General features: G+C 30.8%; 15 protein-coding genes and 1 pseudogene. 11 read left to right on the top strand and 5 right to left on the bottom strand.

The window, feature by feature from the left end; translation table 11 throughout:
- Window positions 1-372 precede the first annotated feature (372 nt).
- Window positions 373-942 carry a DUF4888 domain-containing protein gene (locus JQN76_RS12870; RefSeq protein ID WP_001092776.1) on the bottom strand — a complete coding sequence of 190 codons (570 nt, stop codon included), beginning with the start codon at window positions 940-942 and terminating at the stop codon, window positions 373-375.
- 963 nt (window positions 943-1,905) lie between these two features.
- Here JQN76_RS12870 and splA point away from each other — a divergent pair.
- The 9 genes from splA (at window position 1,906) to JQN76_RS12820 (ending at window position 9,977) form a co-directional block, all read left to right on the top strand.
- The gene (gene splA / locus JQN76_RS12865; protein ID WP_001039433.1) at window positions 1,906-2,613 is read left to right on the top strand and encodes a serine protease SplA; all 708 of its coding nucleotides are present in this window, start codon (window positions 1,906-1,908) and stop codon (window positions 2,611-2,613) included.
- A 124-nt stretch (window positions 2,614-2,737) separates the two neighbouring features.
- Window positions 2,738-3,460: a serine protease SplB gene (gene splB / locus JQN76_RS12860; RefSeq protein ID WP_001039444.1), complete on the top strand. Its 723-nt coding sequence runs from the start codon at window positions 2,738-2,740 to the stop codon at window positions 3,458-3,460.
- A gap of 57 nt (window positions 3,461-3,517) precedes the next feature.
- Window positions 3,518-4,237 (top strand): serine protease SplC, encoded by a 720-nt coding sequence (gene splC / locus JQN76_RS12855; RefSeq protein ID WP_001038872.1) that lies wholly within the window; start codon window positions 3,518-3,520, stop codon window positions 4,235-4,237.
- A gap of 120 nt (window positions 4,238-4,357) precedes the next feature.
- Window positions 4,358-5,077 carry a serine protease SplD gene (gene splD / locus JQN76_RS12850; RefSeq protein WP_001038706.1) on the top strand — a complete coding sequence of 240 codons (720 nt, stop codon included), beginning with the start codon at window positions 4,358-4,360 and terminating at the stop codon, window positions 5,075-5,077.
- A gap of 157 nt (window positions 5,078-5,234) precedes the next feature.
- The gene (gene splE / locus JQN76_RS12840; RefSeq protein WP_001038757.1) at window positions 5,235-5,951 is read left to right on the top strand and encodes a serine protease SplE; all 717 of its coding nucleotides are present in this window, start codon (window positions 5,235-5,237) and stop codon (window positions 5,949-5,951) included.
- 150 nt (window positions 5,952-6,101) lie between these two features.
- On the top strand, window positions 6,102-6,821 hold the full coding sequence (gene splF, locus JQN76_RS12835) for a serine protease SplF (RefSeq protein WP_001038690.1): 720 nt from the start codon (window positions 6,102-6,104) through the stop codon (window positions 6,819-6,821).
- A 64-nt stretch (window positions 6,822-6,885) separates the two neighbouring features.
- Window positions 6,886-7,020, top strand: a complete 135-nt coding sequence (locus JQN76_RS12830) for a hypothetical protein (protein WP_001791797.1) — start codon at window positions 6,886-6,888, stop codon at window positions 7,018-7,020.
- 163 nt (window positions 7,021-7,183) lie between these two features.
- Window positions 7,184-8,740 carry a type I restriction-modification system subunit M gene (locus tag JQN76_RS12825; RefSeq protein WP_000028648.1) on the top strand — a complete coding sequence of 519 codons (1,557 nt, stop codon included), beginning with the start codon at window positions 7,184-7,186 and terminating at the stop codon, window positions 8,738-8,740.
- Complete coding sequence (locus JQN76_RS12820) at window positions 8,733-9,977, top strand: restriction endonuclease subunit S (protein WP_047210362.1); 1,245 nt, start codon at window positions 8,733-8,735, stop codon at window positions 9,975-9,977. Before JQN76_RS12825 ends, JQN76_RS12820 begins: the two co-directional genes overlap by 8 nt.
- 126 nt (window positions 9,978-10,103) lie before the next feature.
- Here JQN76_RS12820 and JQN76_RS12815 read toward each other — a convergent pair whose 3' ends face one another.
- The gene (locus tag JQN76_RS12815) at window positions 10,104-10,403 is read right to left on the bottom strand and encodes a WXG100 family type VII secretion target (protein WP_000095395.1); all 300 of its coding nucleotides are present in this window, start codon (window positions 10,401-10,403) and stop codon (window positions 10,104-10,106) included.
- 14 nt (window positions 10,404-10,417) lie between these two features.
- Window positions 10,418-12,031, bottom strand: coding sequence for a hypothetical protein (locus JQN76_RS12810; RefSeq protein ID WP_001836790.1), 1,614 nt, complete (start codon window positions 12,029-12,031; stop codon window positions 10,418-10,420).
- Window positions 12,032-12,075: 44 nt separating this feature from the next.
- On the opposite strand from JQN76_RS12810, the gene JQN76_RS12805 reads away from it, so the two are divergent.
- Window positions 12,076-12,516 carry a DUF1433 domain-containing protein gene (locus JQN76_RS12805; protein ID WP_000759947.1) on the top strand — a complete coding sequence of 147 codons (441 nt, stop codon included), beginning with the start codon at window positions 12,076-12,078 and terminating at the stop codon, window positions 12,514-12,516.
- A 205-nt stretch (window positions 12,517-12,721) separates the two neighbouring features.
- Window positions 12,722-13,099, top strand: coding sequence for a DUF1433 domain-containing protein (locus tag JQN76_RS12800; protein ID WP_001036003.1), 378 nt, complete (start codon window positions 12,722-12,724; stop codon window positions 13,097-13,099).
- A 123-nt stretch (window positions 13,100-13,222) separates the two neighbouring features.
- Here JQN76_RS12800 and JQN76_RS12795 read toward each other — a convergent pair whose 3' ends face one another.
- Window positions 13,223-15,646: a polysaccharide lyase 8 family protein gene (locus tag JQN76_RS12795; protein WP_047210363.1), complete on the bottom strand. Its 2,424-nt coding sequence runs from the start codon at window positions 15,644-15,646 to the stop codon at window positions 13,223-13,225.
- A pseudogene (locus JQN76_RS14230) lies at window positions 15,643-15,717 on the bottom strand (hypothetical protein); the annotation flags it as partial. The gene JQN76_RS12795 and the pseudogene JQN76_RS14230, both read right to left, overlap by 4 nt.
- Between the last annotated feature and the right edge of the window lie 305 nt (window positions 15,718-16,022).

Below are 16,022 nucleotides of genomic sequence, written 5' to 3'. Positions count from 1 at the left end.
GGGTATTAGACGCGATTGACAATGTCTGGTTAATTAAATGTAATGTTTATTTAAGCGATGAATATTAGGTGAAAAGTTTTTGAATTTGAATGTAATTGAGGTTTATTGATTAGACATTTTATTGAATTGCGTGTTATTATATAAATGTAAAAATAAGACGACATGCGCGAACATGTCGTCTAAGCAAGCCAAACGCAGGCTTCTAAAATATTTTTTTAACCATTCCAACTTGCCAAAGTTAATGCGGAATGGTTTTTTTATTTTCCGCTATTTGAAATAAAAATGACGTTTTAATATATTATGGGCTAGGTGGTTTGTAAGAAAGGGTTAGTTATTAAGGTTTTATAAATTAAGGAAATTTGAGTTTAAGGTTTATTCAATTGTGATTTTGTTGATGTCTCTTTTATTTAAGTTAAAACCTTTATGATCAGTAAAGTCTTGACCAACTGTACCAGTGATTTTTGGATCATTAGAATCCTTACTATGAATCGTCACTTTATCACCAGTTTTTAACAATCCTTGTTCTTCTAATTTTTTTGTTAAACTTTTCCAAGTAGCATTTGCATCTAACTTTGTATTGAAATCGCTACCATCAATGTTTTGCTTAGATATATCAATTTGAGTTAATTTTGAAAAATTACTTGGAGTGCTGGTTACATCATCATGATTAGCAGTAGATTCTACATTACTAGATTGACCGTCTGTACGAACATAAGACACTTTTACAGATTCATACCCGTTACCACTAATAATATTTGAATCAATTAATGAATCTTTAACTTTTTTCCACAATTGACCATTTGTCATATTTTCTTCTGCTTTTGCTGTTTTAACAACTTTATTTGTATCTAATCCTAAGTATGAAGAATGTAAGCCTGTTCCTAATGTTGTTAATACTAAAGCACTTGCTACTAATGTTTTACCTAAAAATTTTGTATTCATTTTAATTGCTCCTTTTTTTATATTGTAAACGTTTACAATGAAAATATAATAATATTTTTTTAAAAGAACAATTAACTAAATATCAAAAATGTATTAACTATCTATTAACTAAAAAATAGAATAATTTTTTAACATCGTTTTGTTGTTTTGAATTATAAAAACTAAAGTAAAAATGTTGGAAGTGAAAGATTGTTGATGAGAATTTTGAGATGTAGATAAATATCAAACTAGTCTATAGGTAAAAATTTATAATTAATTTGAAAAGAATGTCTCAAATAATGTTTGAATTAGCAGGTGTCATACTAAGTAATGTTAAGTAAACATTTTATACTTTATCAGAACAAAAAAGACATGTATCAACATGTCAGTGAAACTAATCCATATTATCTTAACAACGAAATTGAATCGAACCTGTAAAACGTATTTACAAATCGCAACTACTCTATCTAAGGCAAAATCGCAAAATCTGATCCCCGAAATAACATATCTCGAAAAAAATTCCATAATTCAATCATCTTCAATAATTAACAATACATTACTAGTTCCAAATATACTCATACATACATGTTTCATTGATTGACTGCATATTGTCATAAATAATAGGGGAACTAATCGCTAATAATGTTGTTAAACACAATACATAGTAAAGTGAAAGATTATAAATACATGAATTGTTCACCATTCCGCCATATATTTTCAATCACCTAATTTCCGAATAAATATTACAATTTTAATTCAATAATTAATATTTAAGACCAAAATAATCCTAAAAAGTCAATTTTAATTGCGTGATATTGAGTTTTAAGCATATTTAAATAAATGAGTCAATTCATGTAAAATAATTTAATAAAATGTTAATAAGTGGTTAATTAATATTTAATTAATATTTTTATTTAAAATGTATATAGTAAATGTGTATCTAGATACATTAACTATAAAAATAAATTTGGAAGGAGGTGAAATATGAATAAAAATGTAATGGTTAAAGGTTTAACTGCTTTAACTATTTTAACATCTCTTGGTTTTGCTGAAAATATTTCTAATCAGCCTCATTCAATTGCCAAAGCAGAAAAGAATGTCAAAGAAATTACCGATGCAACTAAGGAACCATACAATTCAGTGGTAGCATTTGCGGGTGGTACTGGTGTAGTTGTTGGTAAAAATACAATCGTAACTAACAAACATATCGCTAAAAGTAATGATATTTTTAAAAATAGAGTATCAGCACATCATTCGAGTAAAGGTAAAGGCGGAGGAAACTACGACGTTAAAGACATTGTAGAATATCCCGGAAAAGAAGACCTTGCGATAGTTCATGTTCATGAAACAAGTACAGAAGGTTTGAATTTTAATAAGAACGTTAGTTATACAAAATTTGCAGACGGAGCAAAAGTGAAAGATAGAATTTCTGTTATTGGTTATCCAAAGGGTGCACAAACAAAATATAAAATGTTTGAATCGACAGGAACGATTAACCATATCAGTGGAACGTTTATGGAATTTGATGCGTATGCACAACCAGGTAATTCAGGATCTCCTGTATTGAATTCTAAACATGAACTGATTGGTATTTTATATGCAGGTAGTGGAAAAGATGAATCTGAAAAGAATTTCGGTGTTTATTTCACACCACAATTAAAAGAATTTATTCAAAATAATATTGAAAAATAAGTATCATCAATTCATTCGTGAAGTTGATTTTTTAAAGAGTGATTAAGAAAACGGTTACATAATTAACTAAATATACTGAATTATGTATCTAGATATCAAAATAATTAAAAAAGAGGAACTTAAAATGAACAAAAACGTAGTCATCAAGAGTTTAGCAGCATTAACAATTTTAACATCTGTAACAGGTATTGGAATAACATTGGTTGAGGAAGTACAACAAACTGCCAAAGCAGAAAATAATGTCACAAAAGTTAAAGATACAAATATTTTTCCATATACTGGTGTAGTTGCTTTTAAAAGTGCAACTGGATTTGTAGTTGGAAAGAATACTATTTTAACAAATAAACATGTGTCGAAAAATTACAAAGTGGGCGATAGAATTACTGCACATCCAAATAGTGATAAAGGTAATGGTGGTATTTATTCGATTAAAAAGATTATTAATTATCCAGGTAAAGAAGATGTATCAGTCATTCAAGTTGAAGAGCGTGCAATAGAACGTGGACCAAAAGGCTTTAATTTTAATGATAATGTAACGCCATTCAAATATGCGGCAGGGGCTAAAGCTGGTGAGCGAATTAAAGTGATTGGTTATCCACACCCATACAAAAATAAATATGTTTTATATGAGTCAACTGGCCCTGTGATGTCAGTAGAAGGTAGCAGTATTGTATATTCAGCGCATACTGAAAGCGGAAACTCTGGATCACCTGTATTAAACAGCAACAACGAATTAGTTGGTATTCATTTTGCTTCTGATGTAAAAAATGATGATAACAGAAATGCATATGGCGTCTACTTTACACCAGAAATTAAAAAATTCATTGCAGAAAACATAGATAAATAAACAAATTGACTTTAAACGAGCGTTGCAACATATCTCGAATTGTAAAGGAGCTTGAAAATGAATAAAAATATAGTCATTAAAAGCATGGCAGCATTAGCCATTCTAACCTCAGTAACTGGAATAAATGCTGCAGTCGTTGAAGAGACACAACAAATAGCAAATGCAGAGAAGAATGTTACGCAAGTTAAAGATACAAATAATTTTCCATATAATGGCGTCGTTTCATTTAAGGATGCGACAGGTTTTGTAATTGGAAAAAATACAATTATCACCAATAAACATGTATCAAAAGATTATAAAGTTGGCGATAGAATTACTGCCCATCCAAACGGTGACAAAGGAAATGGTGGTATATATAAAATTAAAAGCATTTCTGATTATCCGGGTGATGAAGACATCTCTGTCATGAATATTGAAGAACAAGCAGTTGAACGTGGACCAAAAGGCTTTAATTTTAATGAAAATGTCCAAGCATTCAATTTTGCGAAAGATGCTAAAGTTGATGACAAAATTAAAGTTATTGGTTACCCATTACCTGCTCAAAATAGTTTTAAACAGTTTGAATCTACAGGAACTATAAAAAGAATCAAAGACAATATTTTAAATTTTGATGCATACATTGAACCCGGGAATTCAGGATCACCAGTTCTAAATTCTAACAATGAGGTCATAGGTGTGGTGTATGGCGGTATTGGAAAAATTGGTTCTGAATATAATGGTGCCGTATACTTTACGCCTCAAATCAAAGATTTTATTCAAAAGCACATTGAACAATAAACAAATTTAAATATACACCATGAGCATGTGTTCAATAATTTTAATGAAAAACATCGGTCGAATATAACATAAAAAAACGTCTATATCAAAAGCATCATGAATAAACAGAGGAGCAGAAAAATGAATAAAAATATAATCATCAAAAGTATTGCGGCATTGACGATTTTAACATCAATAACTGGTGTCGGCACAACAGTGGTTGATGGTATTCAACAAACGGCCAAAGCCGAAAATAGTGTGAAATTAATTACCAATACGAATGTTGCACCATACAGTGGTGTTACATGGATGGGCGCTGGAACAGGATTTGTTGTTGGAAATCATACAATCATTACCAATAAACATGTTACTTATCACATGAAAGTCGGTGATGAAATTAAAGCGCATCCTAATGGTTTTTATAATAATGGTGGTGGACTCTATAAAGTTACTAAAATTGTAGATTATCCTGGAAAAGAAGATATTGCGGTTGTACAAGTTGAAGAAAAATCAACACAACCAAAAGGTAGAAAATTCAAAGATTTCACTAGTAAATTTAATATAGCATCAGAAGCTAAAGAAAATGAATCTATATCAGTCATTGGTTATCCAAATCCTAATGGAAATAAACTACAAATGTATGAATCAACTGGTAAAGTGCTATCAGTGAATGGAAATATAGTGACATCTGATGCGGTTGTCCAACCTGGCAGCTCTGGTTCACCTATATTAAATAGTAAGCGAGAAGCAATTGGTGTTATGTATGCTAGTGATAAACCAACAGGTGAAAGTACGAGGTCATTTGCTGTTTATTTCTCTCCTGAAATTAAGAAATTTATTGCAGATAATTTAGATAAATAAATCATCCATCCATACATTGATAAATGATTTTTAGAAATTAACAACAAAATCAACAATTTTAAACATCTCTGTGATTCTATTTATTCGAAATGATTTAAAAAATAAAACTTCAAAAACCTAACCTTATATTTATACGAATACTTAGAGGAGCACAAAAATGAATAAAAATATAATCATCAAAAGTATTGCAGCATTGACGATTTTAACATCAGTGACTGGCGTCGGCACAACAGTGGTTGAGGGTATTCAACAAACGGCTAAAGCTGAACATAATGTGAAACTAATCAAAAATACTAATGTAGCACCATACAATGGTATCGTTTCGATAGGATCTGGAACAGGATTCATTGTCGGTAAAAATACAATTGTTACCAACAAGCATGTCGTTGCAGGTATGGAAATTGGCGCACATATTATTGCGCATCCGAATGGTGAATATAATAATGGCGGATTTTATAAAGTTAAAAAAATTGTCCGTTTTTCAGGTCAAGAAGATATTGCCATTCTACATGTGGAAGATAAAGCTGTTCATCCAAAAAACAGGAATTTTAAAGATTACACAGGCATTTTAAAAATAGCATCAGAAGCGAAAGAAAATGAACGCATTTCAATTGTTGGCTATCCAGAACCATATATAAATAAATTTCAAATGTATGAATCAACAGGAAAAGTGCTGTCAGTTAAAGGCAACATGATTATTACTGATGCTTTCGTAGAACCAGGCAACTCAGGTTCAGCTGTATTTAACAGTAAATACGAAGTTGTAGGTGTTCACTTTGGTGGAAACGGTCCTGGAAATAAAAGTACAAAAGGATATGGTGTTTATTTCTCTCCTGAAATTAAGAAATTCATTGCAGATAACACAGATAAATAAATCCTTACATAGATAAATGATTTTAAAAATTAACAACAAACTCAACAATTCAAATCATCTCTGTGATTCTATTTATTCGAAATGATTAAAAAAAATAAAACTTCAAAAAGCTAACATTATAATTATACAAATACTTAGAGGAGCAGAAAAATGAATAAAAATATAATCATCAAAAGTATTGCAGCATTGACGATTTTAACATCAATAACTGGTGTCGGCACAACAATGGTTGAAGGTATTCAACAAACAGCCAAAGCCGAAAATACTGTTAAACAAATTACAAATACAAATGTTGCACCATACAGTGGTGTTACATGGATGGGCGCTGGAACAGGATTTGTAGTTGGAAATCATACAATCATTACCAATAAACATGTTACCTATCACATGAAAGTCGGTGATGAAATCAAAGCACATCCTAATGGTTTTTATAATAACGGTGGTGGACTTTATAAAGTTACTAAGATTGTAGATTATCCTGGTAAAGAAGATATTGCGGTCGTACAAGTTGAAGAAAAATCAACACAACCAAAAGGTAGAAAATTCAAAGATTTCACTAGCAAATTTAATATAGCATCAGAGGCTAAAGAAAATGAACCTATATCAGTCATTGGTTATCCAAATCCTAATGGAAATAAACTACAAATGTATGAATCAACTGGTAAAGTATTATCAGTGAATGGGAATATAGTGACATCGGATGCAATTATTCAGCCTGGTAGCTCTGGTTCACCTATATTAAATAGTAAACACGAAGCTATTGGTGTAATCTATGCCGGTAATAAGCCATCAGGTGAAAGCACAAGAGGATTTGCTGTTTATTTCTCTCCTGAAATTAAGAAATTCATTGCAGATAATTTAGATAAATAATTAAAACTTAGACATTCACCCAATCCTGACAAAATATACTATAACTAACATTTATTAATATATATTGCATTATTTAATATGCATCAAAGCCAATCAACGATTGATTTTCACCAACTCAATTGTTGATTGGTTTTATTTATGTATGAATGAACAACTTTTTGACATCATTAAGAATATAAATGATTTTGAAAGCATTTGAAAGCTACAACATTTCTATAAAATTTTTCAATAACAATTGCGCCACTAAAACTCAAAATTTCCACCACCAACATCCAAATTATCAACATCGCAACATAACCAAATGTTATAATAAATCTATTACACAAAGAGATAAATTACTTATTCAAAGGCGGAGGAATCACATGTCTATTACTGAAAAACAACGTCAGCAACAAGCTGAATTACATAAAAAATTATGGTCGATTGCGAATGATTTAAGAGGGAACATGGATGCGAGTGAATTCCGCAATTACATTTTAGGCTTGATTTTCTATCGCTTCTTATCTGAAAAAGCGGAACAAGAATATGCAGATGCCTTGTCAGGTGAAGACATCACGTATCAAGAAGCATGGGCAGATGAAGAATACCGTGAAGACTTAAAAGCAGAATTAATTGATCAAGTCGGTTACTTCATTGAGCCACAAGATTTATTTAGCGCGATGATTCGTGAAATTGAAACGCAAGATTTCGATATCGAACATCTGGCGACGGCAATTCGTAAAGTTGAAACATCAACACTAGGTGAAGAAAGTGAAAATGACTTTATCGGACTGTTCAGCGATATGGATTTGAGTTCAACGCGACTAGGTAACAATGTCAAAGAACGTACTGCACTAATTTCCAAAGTCATGGTTAACCTTGACGACTTACCATTCGTTCACAGCGACATGGAAATTGATATGTTAGGTGATGCATATGAATTCCTAATCGGGCGCTTTGCGGCGACAGCGGGTAAAAAAGCAGGCGAGTTCTATACACCACAACAAGTATCTAAGATACTGGCGAAGATTGTCACAGACGGTAAAGATAAATTACGTCATGTGTACGACCCAACATGTGGTTCCGGTTCATTGTTGTTACGTGTTGGTAAAGAAACGCAAGTGTATCGTTATTTCGGTCAAGAACGTAACAATACCACTTACAACTTAGCGCGCATGAACATGTTATTACATGATGTGCGCTATGAGAATTTTGATATCCGTAATGATGATACGTTGGAAAATCCAGCCTTTTTAGGCCATGCATTTGATGCGGTTATTGCGAACCCACCATACAGTGCGAAATGGACTGCAGATTCAAAATTTGAAAATGATGAACGCTTCAGCGGTTACGGCAAACTTGCGCCAAAATCCAAAGCAGATTTTGCCTTTATTCAACACATGGTACATTACCTAGACGATGAAGGGACCATGGCAGTCGTACTACCACATGGTGTATTATTCCGAGGGGCCGCAGAAGGTGTCATTCGTCGTTATTTAATCGAAGAAAAGAACTACTTAGAAGCCGTGATTGGCTTACCTGCCAATATTTTCTATGGGACAAGTATTCCAACATGTATCCTTGTATTTAAAAAATGTCGCCAACAAGACGATAACGTATTATTTATCGATGCATCCAATGATTTTGAAAAAGGAAAAAATCAAAACCATTTAAGCGATGCCCAAGTCGAACGTATTATTGACACATATAAGCGTAAAGAAACGATTGATAAATACAGTTACAGTGCGACATTACAAGAGATTGCCGATAACGATTACAACCTAAACATACCGAGGTATGTCGATACATTCGAAGAAGAAGCACCGATTGATTTAGATCAAGTCCAACAAGATTTGAAAAATATCGATAAAGAAATCGCAGAAATTGAACAAGAAATTAATGCATACCTGAAAGAACTTGGGGTGTTGAAAGATGAGTAATACACAAAAGAAAAATGTGCCAGAGTTGAGATTCCCAGGATTTGAAGGCGAATGGGAAGAGAAGCAGTTAGGGGATCTTACTACCAAAATAGGTAGTGGAAAGACTCCCAAAGGTGGAAGTGAAAACTATACAAACAAAGGCATACCATTTTTAAGGAGTCAAAATATTAGAAATGGTAAATTAAATCTTAATGACTTAGTTTATATTAGTAAAGATATAGATGATGAGATGAAAAATAGTAGAACGTACTATGGTGATGTTCTTTTAAATATTACAGGAGCATCAATAGGTAGAACAGCCATTAATTCGATAGTTGAAACGCATGCTAATTTAAATCAACATGTATGTATTATTAGATTGAAAAAAGAGTATTATTATATTTTTTTTGGACAGTATCTATTATCAAGAAAAGGAAAAAGGAAAATTTTCCTTGCACAAAGTGGAGGTAGTCGAGAAGGTCTAAACTTCAAAGAAATTGCTAATTTAAAAATCTTCACCCCAACTATATTTGAAGAACAGCAAAAAATAGGCAAGTTCTTCAGCAAACTTGACCGACAAATTGAATTAGAAGAACAAAAACTTGAATTACTTCAACAACAGAAAAAAGGCTATTTGCAGAAAATCTTCTCACAGGAATTGCGATTTAAGGATGAGAATGGAAATGATTATCCAGAGTGGGAAGAGAAGAAGTTAGGTGAATTATCACAAATTGTACGAGGTGCTTCTCCTAGACCTATTAAAGATCCTAAATGGTTTAACAAGGAATCAGACATAGGATGGTTAAGAATTTCTGATGTAACAGACCAAAACGGGAAAATCTATCATTTGGAACAAAAGTTATCAATTGAGGGTCAAGAAAAAACAAGGGTTTTACTAACAACACATTTATTATTAAGTATTGCGGCAAGTATTGGAAAACCTGTAATGAATTTTGTGAAAACGGGAGTTCATGATGGATTTTTAATATTTTTAAATCCTAAGTTTAATATATTCTTTATGTACTATTGGCTTGATTATTTCAAGGAGAAATGGAGTAAATACGGTCAACCAGGTAGTCAGGTTAATTTGAATTCAGAAATTGTCAAATCTCAGACACTGAATATGCCAAGCAATCATGAACAAGAAAAAGTGGGACTGTTTTTTAGTAGAAATGAAAAACTAATTGAATTGCAGCAAGAAAAAATAATGTATCTTAAGCGACGTAAGCAGGCTTTAATTTTAAAAATGTTTATATAATAGTATTAAATATGATATTTAGTTCAGCATAGAATATAAGGAAACATAAATCCCTTCACTATTAGTTTAGCGAGGGGATTTTCGTTATGTATAAAAAAGAACAGATAAATTAATAATTTCTCAATATCATCCATTTATCTTCAATGTATTTAATAGGGTCTCAAATTTTTGTTTAAGATTTTCGTTATTGTTTTTGAGTTTATTTATACTTTGTTGGGCTGCTTCGCTTGCTTTCCCTTCAAATGTACCTTCTAAACTTTGCGAAGAATTATTAATTGTTTCAATGATTTCATTTAATGTTTGAGATTTTAATGCTACATTATTTTTAGCATTGCTAACCATATTATCAGTACTATTACGCATTTCTTGCTTTAATTGTTGTAATCTAGCTTCTTCTTGACTTTTCTTTGCATCTTTTGAGCTCATATAAATTACCCTCTTTAACTAAATAGTCCAAAAACATCGCTTTCTTCTAAATCTTTTTCTTCGAATTTATTTGCAGCAAATTCTAGTTTTTCAGCAAATTGTAGCAAGTCTTTTTTGTTTTGATCTAATGCCTGAATTAAGTCATCCATTAAACCACTATTATAAAACTTGAAATTACCCGAACTTCCCTCAACTGATAAAATCTCCATATACTGTTCAAGATCGTTAGGTGTTATAAATTCATGTGAACCGCTTAGAAGCTCTGATTGATATTTATCTAAAATACGATTAGCCCCTGACATTGTTTCTTCTCTATATTCATCCAATGCAGTAATTATTTGTGTATACAAAAATAGTCTATCACGAATTGTGCTAGCGATATTACGCACTTCATCAGGCTGAATTTTTACTTTTTTGCCTGAATTTTTGGAACTACTTTTGGTTTTTTTAACAGAGATTTTCTTTTCTGCTTTTAATTTTTTACTATCGCCTCTTTTGGGAATTAATGGTTCGTCCTCATCATTTAATTCATCATCAAAAGGATTTAAATCAATGCTTAAATCTTCTTTTTGTTTATTATTAAATCCTTCTATATCAAGGTCATTTGATTCGAATAATTTATCTTTTTTATTGAGAATAGCAAAAGGATCAAAATCATTTTCACTTGGTCTATTTAATATAGAACTATCGATTTTGAAAGAGTCGAAAAATCTGCTATTTATACCAAATGGGTCAAATAACTGAAATCTATTATTAAGAAATGGGTCATGATTAAATTGTTCAAGTTCTGGCATTTCCTTCACTGTACCATCCGCATCGAAATCATTGTATGATTCAATTGTGTGTTGACCAATTAAAGGAAGAGCAGTTATAAATCCATCATAATGTGGCATTACAATTATATTTTCACCAATTGGATGATCGAAGAAGTTAAAGTTATTAATAGGATCATCAAAATGGCCAATATTGCGTATTTTTGAATCATATACACCATTATCAATGTCTTTTTTAAAGTCGCCAGTAAATGAATGGTATACGTTAGGTGCTGCAAACGTTGTACCGTTATCCAGATTATGTTTTATTAAATTATATTGAGCTAAAAACGCACCTAAACTATGTCCTAATGGGTGAATTTCACTATCTGGATATTTCTTTTTAACTGATTCAGTAAAAGCATCACTTTCGTCCATTTGAGTCGGTGCAAACTTAGCTGCCCATAGATCACCGAAAAGTGCTTTATTATTTAAATTAGAAGAAAAACTAAAAAGGTCATTTTTATCTTTTATTGTATTGTATTTTTTGTGAATAGTTGAGTTTTTTAAATCTTTATAATGATTATTAATTTTTAGATTATTTGTGTTATGATGAATGGGAAGTTGTAAATCAGTACGAATATCATTTAGACTATATGGGTCAGTGCCAGCGTAACCTATTAAAAGTTGACTCTTATCAACTTTACCTTTGATTACTGGAGCGAAAACATATGCTCTAAACCCATTCTGGGTGTCGTCGCGTTTTTCGATGACTTTGTATTGTTTTTTATTTGAAAATGTATATACCTCATCAACTGATAACTTATCATATGAATTTTCGGATAACATTCTTGCATCGCTATCTCTTAATAACATGTGGAACACTCCTTATAAAAAATAAAAAAGAGGTAATAATAAAAATGAAAAAATATATCAAACTACTTATTATAGTAATTATAACATGTTTAATTATAGTAGGGTATTTGTTACACAAAAGTAAAAAAGAACATTATATTGAGACACAAGAAAAGCGAATAGATTTGTATTTTAAATATAATCTTAACAATTATCATTCAATGAAAGTTACAAGTTTTAAAAAGAATCCAATGGGGGGTTATTTTATAAAAGGCTTTGTCAATAATAAAAAAAATTATAAATTTGATGCTGTGATATTTTCTGATACTAATAAACAATTTAAAGGAGATTTAGGTTATAAAGAGGATGAAATAGGTGAATTATTTAGAGAAAAAAATGCTAATGACCGATTAACTGTCGATGAAATAATTGAAAAAGAACACTTGGACAAAAGTGAATATGAAGCCGAGCCACCGTTATTTTTCTTTTCAGGTCCACTTGAATAAATAATATGAATAGATTAGATAATTTAATGATTTATATTTTAAAGGAAACTAAATCTATATTAAAGAATATGTAAAACTAAAATTTACTAATGTTAAAACCATTAGTCATATGGGTTGCAACGTTTTTACATTCATCGTAATACTCTGTATGCTTCATTAATTTAAAATGTTCGTCAATAAATCCAATGAAAAGGAGATGGGTTTTTTGAATAAAAAACCTCTTGTGATTGTATTTATAATTATAATATTGATTCTAGGCGGAATCTTTTTGAAGATGAAATATGATGAAATGAAATATTATGATGAGCAAAAAGAAAGAATCATATTATTTATGAAATATAATGTTAAAGGGTTTAAAGAAATACAATTCGAGGAACAAAAAGAAAACCCAATGGATGGTTATTCTATTAGTGGTTATATAAATAATGATAGAAAGTTATCATTTACAGCTGGCATAAGATCTATTGATGATTTTCAATTTGATACCGATATTTCTTATCCAGGTGAATTGGGTAGAAAATTTATTAAAAATCCTAAGTCAGTTTCTGAAATAAAGAAAGAGCAAAATACGTCCAATAAATAATAGTTCATATTGTGATGAATCAAAAATATAAGTCATTAGATGAATTTAAATATGATATAAAATCTTGCAATGCTTATAAAATCTCGACACTATAAAAATAGTATAGTGCCGAGTTTTTATTAATTATTTAGTTAATTCAAAGTTTACACCGGCCTCATTAGAGTTTGTGACACTTTTATTAATTAAAGTGTAACCTGCAATTGAAATTTTTGATTCTATATTTGAAGCTGTATTTGTAGTTTCAGGATTATAGAAGCTACATTCATATGTTTTATCATCTTTCTTTTTAATTACAAACATACCTTTGGCTTTAACTTCGACTTTAGTACCATTAATGTCAAAAGTTTTAGTACTATCACTATAATTAACCCCAGCAAATATGCCATCATTATCTTTTATTACATGAAAATCTTCATCTTGTTTAATATTATTTACAATATTATTCTTCGATTTAAAATCACTTTTTGTTAAACCAGGATACAAAACATATGCATATTTACTGTCTGATGTATTATGTGTTTGAGTTACTTCGTAATAATCATCATTTTTTTGAGTGTTGCTTTGACTGTTGTTAATATCTTTCCACTTGCCAATATGTGTTTCTTTTTTTACAGATATTTTTGGCTTGTCTAAGAAATGGTAACCAATGTTCTTTTTAGTATCGCTGGACTCTAAAAAGACGGAATGGGTTTCCTGAGTATTATCATTTGAAGTAGTATTTTCAATATCATCTTTATATAATTTATACTCATTTGCTTTACGATTTTCAATCGTTGTAATTGGATTTTCTGATGAACCAGTACTTTTAATGCCAGTTCCTAAGAAGACAATTTTATCGTTTAATATGAAATATGATTTTTTGGCAGTTAAAGTTTTGTCCTGATTTTCATAATCCATACCAATGCTAGCATGTTGTTCATCGAATTTTGTTCCGCCTACAAAGGAATTATCATTCTTAGTATTTGTAGATGGCATATCATTTAAAGTAGTAGTACCTGGAAGACGAGTCATATCGGCTGTTGCCCAGAAGTTATCACGATAGTGTTTGACATCGCTGTTATATAAATAAGACATGCCTGCACCGGTGTGCCAACCTTTTAAGTTCTCTCCATTGATACTTTCGTAACGTGCGACATTTTTCGATGTCATACTTAATCCAAATGCAAAGTCTAATTCTTTGTTGTGATAGGTGACACGATCCATGTCATTATATATTTTAAGTTGTTGTGTTAAACCGTTAGTAGAAATAGTGCTGTCTTCAATTAAAGACTTCATTTTGCTTATATCTGAATAAGAGCTTAAATAATCGTTTTGTTTATAACTTGAATCAGATTTAACAGAAGTTTTAACGATTTGCTTATATTTAGCTTTTGTTGACTCATCCATGGCATCACTTAATCTCAACAATGATATCATTACAGTTGCAGATGCTGAGTGACTCGTTTCATTTTCACGGCTAATGGCTCTACCACGTGATAAATCCATCATTTCACCTTTATAAATGAGTGGTAAAAATCCGTCGTCAATCCATGATTTTAAGGTTGTATTATTTTGGGTTTTATCATTAAAAGGTGTTTCTTTTATCATCGGCATCATTTGAGAAATCCCCTCTAAGAGTACAACGCCATAAGCACCAGTGTATGGGACATCTTTATGGTCGATATATGAACCATCTTTATAAAATCCATTACGTTCTTTATCAGTGGCAGAATCTTGAACGTAAGTGAAGACTTTATTAAATGAATCTATTGAATTTTTCATCATATCTTTATCTTCTTCGATAATACTTTCTAAAAGTTTTACTTTAGAAATGTCTACTAAATTTCCGCCTTTAGCTTGTTCAGGTTTTCCTACAGAAGATAATATTTTGTCACTATCTGGGGCGAAAGTTTTAATAGGGGCAGTGTATTTTTTCTTTTCATCACTTGAAATATCACCATTCAGTAATATTAGGGTATTTGTTAATGCTCTAGGTGTTCCAATTTCATAATCCCACCAATTTAAAGCTTTTTTCTTTGATGAATCAGTTATTTTAAAATTCTCAGTCAATTCTTTTACTTTTTTATCTGGCTCTTTTCCATAGGCATTTTCATGCAGCCAGTCAAGTGCATCTTTCACTTTCTTCTTGTTTTCATCTGTTTTTAACTTAGTATCTTTATGCTTCATCGCTTCTGCGATTTTCTCAATATTACGATAGGTACGAGTCATATCCGCAGACTTCGTATCTAAATCTTTTGAGTTTTCCCACAAGTATTTCCTATCACTTTCAGTTTTCATTTCCTTGAGTAATTTCTCTGCCTCTTTCTCCGTAGCATCAAACTTCTTCTTCATATCTGGATTATTCTCATCATACTTATCATAACCATAGTTAACGTCCAGCCATGTGTTCCTCAACTTTTCATAATCTGGCGTTTGAACATTCGTATCAGCCACAGCGATTTGATGTTTATCAATACTTCTGAATTCACCACCATTCAAAGTAATCACTCCGGCCATTAATAACGTAATGGTGGATAATTTTTGCCATTTCTTCATTTTATATGTCATTGACATGTCTCCTTTTTGTGTTGCGCGTGCGCAATTAATATTATGATTAATTAATAATTTAACTTTCCAAAGGATTGGAAAATTCGTTGATGCATGGAAACTATCAGTCACCATGAGATTTATTTAGTATCTATAAATGTAAAGAAATTAAAATTAGAAAATTAAATATTAACAATCTTATCGATTATAGCATTTTAAATAATTAATTTATACAATATTTAAAATAATTAAAATTGATGTAATGTAAAATGTTAGAAATGAGACAAATTTTGTTTTAAGTAATAAAATGGTAAGTGAACCTAAGAAGATATTTATTTATATTTATAATAAGATTGCTATTTTATATATAATGCGAAATGCAAAGCTGCGCGATTTT

Source organism: Staphylococcus sp. SM3655 (assembly GCF_016917315.1).
GTDB classification, from domain to species: Bacteria; Bacillota; Bacilli; order Staphylococcales; family Staphylococcaceae; genus Staphylococcus; species Staphylococcus aureus.
This window is presented reverse-complemented; position numbering and strand designations above follow the sequence as displayed.

What these genes read in the sequence shown, in the direction of transcription:
- JQN76_RS12795 (WP_047210363.1), bottom strand. Translation starts at nt 15,646, where the DNA reads ATGACATATAAAATGAAGAAATGGCAAAAATTATCCACCATTACGTTA.
- splD (WP_001038706.1), top strand. Translation starts at nt 4,358, where the DNA reads ATGAATAAAAATATAATCATCAAAAGTATTGCGGCATTGACGATTTTA.
- JQN76_RS12815 (WP_000095395.1), bottom strand. Translation starts at nt 10,403, where the DNA reads ATGAGCTCAAAAGATGCAAAGAAAAGTCAAGAAGAAGCTAGATTACAA.
- splB (WP_001039444.1), top strand. Translation starts at nt 2,738, where the DNA reads ATGAACAAAAACGTAGTCATCAAGAGTTTAGCAGCATTAACAATTTTA.
- JQN76_RS12870 (WP_001092776.1), bottom strand. Translation starts at nt 942, where the DNA reads ATGAATACAAAATTTTTAGGTAAAACATTAGTAGCAAGTGCTTTAGTA.
- splA (WP_001039433.1), top strand. Translation starts at nt 1,906, where the DNA reads ATGAATAAAAATGTAATGGTTAAAGGTTTAACTGCTTTAACTATTTTA.
- splE (WP_001038757.1), top strand. Translation starts at nt 5,235, where the DNA reads ATGAATAAAAATATAATCATCAAAAGTATTGCAGCATTGACGATTTTA.
- JQN76_RS12820 (WP_047210362.1), top strand. Translation starts at nt 8,733, where the DNA reads ATGAGTAATACACAAAAGAAAAATGTGCCAGAGTTGAGATTCCCAGGA.
- splF (WP_001038690.1), top strand. Translation starts at nt 6,102, where the DNA reads ATGAATAAAAATATAATCATCAAAAGTATTGCAGCATTGACGATTTTA.
- JQN76_RS12825 (WP_000028648.1), top strand. Translation starts at nt 7,184, where the DNA reads ATGTCTATTACTGAAAAACAACGTCAGCAACAAGCTGAATTACATAAA.
- JQN76_RS12810 (WP_001836790.1), bottom strand. Translation starts at nt 12,031, where the DNA reads ATGTTATTAAGAGATAGCGATGCAAGAATGTTATCCGAAAATTCATAT.
- JQN76_RS12805 (WP_000759947.1), top strand. Translation starts at nt 12,076, where the DNA reads ATGAAAAAATATATCAAACTACTTATTATAGTAATTATAACATGTTTA.
- splC (WP_001038872.1), top strand. Translation starts at nt 3,518, where the DNA reads ATGAATAAAAATATAGTCATTAAAAGCATGGCAGCATTAGCCATTCTA.